Origin of the sequence: Micrococcus sp. KRD026 (assembly GCF_017168445.1) — a bacterium.
GTDB lineage: Bacteria > Actinomycetota > Actinomycetes > Actinomycetales > Micrococcaceae > Micrococcus > Micrococcus luteus.
On the sequence record NZ_JABFBA010000028.1, the window covers coordinates 1 to 4,945 of the forward strand.

Here is a 4,945-nt window from a genome sequence, read left to right on the forward strand (position 1 = left end):
GCCGCTGTCCCGGTGAAGGATCGGCTTGCGGAACGTGAGCCTCACTCGCAGCGCCCTCTTGCCCGCGTGCTTGGAGGCCGCCACTGAGCTCCGACAGAACCCCGCCATATAGCGGCGCAAGCCACACCCTCACGTGCGAACATCTCAGCCCCGGTAATCTCGCCCCATGCCTGAGACTCAGCTGGCCCAGCTCTTCTCCTTCGGGACCTTGACCCAGCCGCAGGTGCAACACGCTCTCTTCGGCGGACCCGTGCCCTCCCAGCCTGCCGGCCTCCCCGGCCATGGCCTGGTGTACGTCCCCATCACGGACCCCGATGTCATCCGTCTCTCTGGCGCCGCTGAGCACCGGGGCCTTGCCCGACGGGTGGAGGAGGCCGTTCAGGGCCACGTGCTCACCCTGAGCACCGAGCAACTGGCCGCCGCCGACGCCTACGAGGTGGACGCCTACGTCCGCCGGCGGGTGCAGCTCACCACGATCGGTCCAGGGGACGAACCTCGCACCGGTACGGCATGGGCCTACGTCGCCGCAGACCCATTGACCGCCGCTGAACGCATCGCCGTCGTGGGCGACTCGATCGCGTTCGGTCTTGACGACCCCGGCGGAGGCTGGGCCGGACACCTGACACGACAGCACAGCAACACCTACGGGCGGCGGGTGTGGAATCTCGCCGTCCCCGGCCTCACTCTCCGACAGCTCACCCATCACATCGACGCTGAGACTGCTCTGCGCCGTGTGGACACCGTCGTCATCGCGGCCGGCATCAACGACCTGGCCGCCGACCACGGCCCCGCCCATCCTGCCGAGCTCGTGACGATGATGGACGCTTTGTGCACCCGGCTGGAGGGCGTCGGTCGCCGACCCGTCGTCCTCACGCCCGTGTGGCTCGACGTCAAGCGCGCCTCCGAGCGGTTCAGCGTGCAGGTACGCCTTCAGGACGCCGCGAACTACCGTGACCGGCTGATCTGCTGGGCTACTCAGACCCACCGCGACGTCATAGACCTCTGGCCCGTCCTGGAAGGTCGGACGGACCGGTTCACCGACGGGGTCCATCCCGACGCCGAGGGCCACGCCCAGCTCTGGAAGCGTATGGCTCCCAGCCCGACAGCCCGATAAGCGAACCGCGACCGCTCGCTCCCGATGGACACGGCTTACGGGTTCACGAACTGAACCGGCCGGTGACGGGCGCACCGCTGCACGCCCATGCCACCGAAGGGTGCAGGATGACCCCTATGAAAACGCCCTGGGCCACGGACGTCGCTCTGAACCTGAGCCGACTCATGGAGAAGACCTGGTATCCCTCACGCGGGGGTCTCGACACCATCTTCGGCAAGCTGACCATCGACTCGCCTGAGACTGACCGCCAGGGATCCAGCATCAACAAGGTCAAAAGCCATCGAGTGGCCTTCGACCAGGCGGATGCTCACGGTGAGCGGGCGTGGTCAACTTGGTGAAAGGTGGAGCCGCACGGGCTCGACAACCTCGTCATGGGCGATCTGACTCCTCGGCAGGCCCGCATCCTCGCCTCCCAACTGCTCGAGGTCGCAGACCGAATCGAAGAGCTCCAGGCTGATGACGTGCGGGACGTAGCCCGTGCTATCGCCTCGAAGAAGTGCGGCGGGACGCTCACCGATTTCGCCCGGGCGGCGGACCGGCTGGGCGTGCGGGTGACCACGATGAGCGCAGCCTGGAACGCCGCAGGGGCCGAACTGGGCGGCCAGCGGTGAGCCGGCCGTGGACTGCGCCCGGGCCGCGAGAGGGGTCCGTACTCAGCGCGTACCCCTGGACCACGAGACGACCCCGACTCTCCCACCGCGGGAGGGCCGGGGCCGTCGTCGTGCCAGGGGTCGAGTTACAAACGCGGCCCCAGGGGTCCGATTTCAAATCCGACCCTCGCCCTCTCGCGTCTGAAACGCGGATGGGGCGCAGCGCTCTCGCCCGAGTACGTAGAAGCGCGTGCCCCTGTGGCAGCACCCGGCCTTGCTCGCATTTCTAACGGGACCATCAGCCTGCGTCTGAAACGCGAGGTGCAGGGCGATCTGAGATCCGAGCTGGCCCAGCCCGCACATGGAATGCGAGGTGACCGGAACAGCGTGCCGGCCAGGGGTACTCGCCCAGTGAGTACCCCTGGGGGCTTCCACAGTCTGTACGCCCTCGGGGCTGTTGGGGGTCCAACCGAATATCCACCCTGGGGCGTCGGGACTGCCGTCACCCTCCAACCTGCCACCGTCGCAGGTTCGGTGCTCAGCTCCCACCCTCTGCGCCGTTGACGTGAGCAATAGTCACGTCGGCAGGATGCAGACGGTGTCCGCACCCCTGAACGACGAAAGGCCCCGACTTCCCGTGATGGGAAGGCCGGGGCCTTGGCCTCACGCGGCACTGGACACCCCGCGTGTGGTCGCAAGTGGCTTAGTCTTCTGTGGCCTTGCCGGTCCACCGCGTGTAGGCGGCCGGATCCAACGTGATCTGTGCCAGAAGAGTCTCGCGTTGCAGTCGGGCCAACTCCAGTTCCTCCGCCTTCGGCCCACGCTGCCGTGCCGCGTTGGCGATCGCCGCCGACGTAAGCCTCGTGAGAGGCTCACCAAGGCCGTCACGGAAGTTGTAGCCGATGAGCTGCAGAACGTTGAGCAACTCAGGGCTGAGGAGCGACCGAACCGCCTCTAGGGTGTCGGCTGCAGACGCTCCCGATGACTGTCCCCTATTGCCCTGGATCTCCTTTGGGGCGAACTTCTCGATGATGGGTAGGACCGTCTCAGCGATGTACTTAATGTCCCCTGGGGCGAGACGCCGAGCCGAGAGCTGGTCTTCGTAGGCTCGCGCGATTCGGACAGCCTCATTCTTGTCCTCGATCAATTCGTCGATGATCTCTTGCAGGCTCGCAATGGTCTCTTCATCCCGGTTGCTGGCGCGCGCGGAGCGGACCTTGTCGTAAATCTTGCTCGCCGTGTTTCTAGCGGCGACTCCGGCAAGATCAGCCATCAACTGCGTCAGTAGAGGATCCATGTCGCGACTCTAGACCGGCCTGCAACTAGGTCGAACGGCTGACGTGCGCTGGGGTCACCTCATGCATGATGCACCTAGGCTCGGGCCATGACGCAGCCGACGAAACAGCAGCAGACCTATTCCGTGTCCACGGGCCTCGCGCTCGGCCTACTGCAAGAGGGTCGGGATCACTTCCAGGAGCACCCAACTTCCGTAGAGCTTGCGTTCCGTAGCGCATGGCGGGCCTGGGGTCCGGCGGATCGTTTCCCGTCCGTGGGAAGCATGGTCCAGGGGGGACGCTTTAAGTTGCATCAGCTCACGGCGGCACATGGCCGGAAGGGCGGGGACGGCCCCGTGAAATGGGCCGGCGACGGGACCTTGCAGGTCGCAGCGCCGCATGTAGCGGACTGGAACCCGGCGGATGCGGAAGACGTGAACCACGTCGCCGAGCACTACGCCCAAGGCGCCAGTGGGGATGAATGGCGCCAGCTCGCTCGCCTCCTGCTGCACCGCCTTGAAGCAGCGGGCAAAGAAGTTTGACATGTCGGCCCCGTACTCATCGCTAGTGCGGGGCCCGTGCCCGCGGGTCGTGCGCTGGGCAGCTCTACGTCCGTCCGCCCATCGGTCCGCACGCCGGCTGAAAGGGTCGTTTGCGGCGGGCCCGATCCTCGCCGCAACTCTCGCCATGGGGAAGCCGCGACACACCATCGCTCGTCGCATCCTCTTCCCCCTACGTGCCCAGGTCGAGATACTCAGGCCATGCCAGCCACTCCCACAAGTTCCAGCGATTGGGCCTCCTACAACGCCGCGCGGGCAGGCACCTCGGCCGTACGCCCTCTCACCGACCGGGCGCTCACAGCACTGCGGGCCACCCACCAGAACCTCGCAGGTCTGCGCGCTGTCGAGCTGGGAAGCGGCGCTGGCATGGAGACCCGGCGTCTTCTCCAGGAGGGCTTGAGCGTCCACACCATCGACGTCGACTCGAGCGTCGAAAAGCACATGAATGAACTCACCTCGCTCGGCATCCTCGAACACCGGACGGGCCTCATCGAGGAGTGGGATCCCCTCCCGCACGCCGACCTGATCGTGGCCAATGCCTCTCTGCCATTCATCCCTCGCGCACGCTTCACCTCGGTGTGGGAGCGGATCAAGCACGCCCTGCTGCCAGACGGGATCCTGGCGGTCGATCTCTTCGGCTCCGATGACACCTGGGCCTCGGACCTGGGCACCTACCTCACCGGGAAAGAGGTGGACGAACTCCTCGACACTTTGGAGGTGATCGAACTGAACGAACGCAACGAAGAAGGGCGTGCGTTCGACGGCATCAAGCATTGGCACACCTTCACCGTTATCGCCCGCCGCCCAGCCTGACCCCTCCGCGCCCGACACCTGGCGAGCGAAACCGCGCAAATGGTCGTTTGTGGGGGGCCGAAGCCTCGCCACAATCTTCGCCAACGGGGGGGGCGCGCCCGAGCGCCTATACCCCCTTCTACGAACCCCCACCCCGCCCCCGGGCAGGCATGGAAGGCCGCCTAGGGCGTGTCTGACAATAGTTTCAACCACGCGATCACCGCGTTCAGCACCACGGCAGCCCGGTAGACGATGGAGTACTTGTCGTACCGGGTGGCCAGGCCCCGCCACTGCTTCAGGTGCGCGTATCGGCGCTCGATCACGTTGTGGCCCTTGTAGGCGGTCGCGTCCAGGCCCACGGGCCTACCACCGCGGGGGCCGCGGCGTCTGCGGTGGCCTCGCTGATCTGCCGGCTCGGGGATGACGGCCCTGATCCGGCGGGAGCGCAGGTGGGTGCGGATCGCCCTTCAGGAGTAGGCCTTATCCCCTAGGGCGTGTTGCTAAAGGGTAGTAGTCAGCCAATGCAGTGTCGCGGCGAGGCAGAGCCCGGCGTGATAGCTCCGGGCGTACTTGTCCGAGCGCATCGCGATTCCTCGCCACTGTTTGAGCCGGTTG

General features: G+C 66.3%; 6 protein-coding genes and 2 pseudogenes. 5 read left to right on the top strand and 3 right to left on the bottom strand.

From position 1 onward, the window contains the following. Positions 1-166 precede the first annotated feature (166 nt). From J1M40_RS09885 to J1M40_RS09895, 3 genes are all read left to right on the top strand, one after another. Positions 167-1,114 carry a GDSL-type esterase/lipase family protein gene (locus J1M40_RS09885; protein WP_206450753.1) on the top strand — a complete coding sequence of 316 codons (948 nt, stop codon included), beginning with the start codon at positions 167-169 and terminating at the stop codon, positions 1,112-1,114. Positions 1,115-1,221: 107 nt separating this feature from the next. Continuing rightward, on the top strand, positions 1,222-1,452 hold the full coding sequence (locus J1M40_RS09890; RefSeq protein ID WP_206450754.1) for a hypothetical protein: 231 nt from the start codon (positions 1,222-1,224) through the stop codon (positions 1,450-1,452). Positions 1,453-1,485: 33 nt separating this feature from the next. After that, complete coding sequence (locus J1M40_RS09895; protein ID WP_206450755.1) at positions 1,486-1,725, top strand: hypothetical protein; 240 nt, start codon at positions 1,486-1,488, stop codon at positions 1,723-1,725. 682 nt (positions 1,726-2,407) lie between these two features. Here the strand turns inward: J1M40_RS09895 and J1M40_RS09900 are convergent. Then, positions 2,408-3,001: a hypothetical protein gene (locus J1M40_RS09900; protein WP_206450756.1), complete on the bottom strand. Its 594-nt coding sequence runs from the start codon at positions 2,999-3,001 to the stop codon at positions 2,408-2,410. Positions 3,002-3,088: 87 nt separating this feature from the next. On the opposite strand from J1M40_RS09900, the gene J1M40_RS09905 reads away from it, so the two are divergent. Beyond that, positions 3,089-3,520: a hypothetical protein gene (locus J1M40_RS09905; RefSeq protein WP_206450757.1), complete on the top strand. Its 432-nt coding sequence runs from the start codon at positions 3,089-3,091 to the stop codon at positions 3,518-3,520. Positions 3,521-3,739: 219 nt separating this feature from the next. Beyond that, positions 3,740-4,351, top strand: a complete 612-nt coding sequence (locus tag J1M40_RS09910) for a trans-aconitate 2-methyltransferase (protein WP_206450758.1) — start codon at positions 3,740-3,742, stop codon at positions 4,349-4,351. A 161-nt stretch (positions 4,352-4,512) separates the two neighbouring features. On the opposite strand, the pseudogene J1M40_RS09915 reads toward J1M40_RS09910, so the two are convergent. After that, positions 4,513-4,821 (bottom strand): annotated as a pseudogene (locus J1M40_RS09915) (transposase); the annotation flags it as partial. A gap of 9 nt (positions 4,822-4,830) precedes the next feature. Then, a pseudogene (locus J1M40_RS12790) lies at positions 4,831-4,945 on the bottom strand (IS5/IS1182 family transposase); the annotation flags it as partial.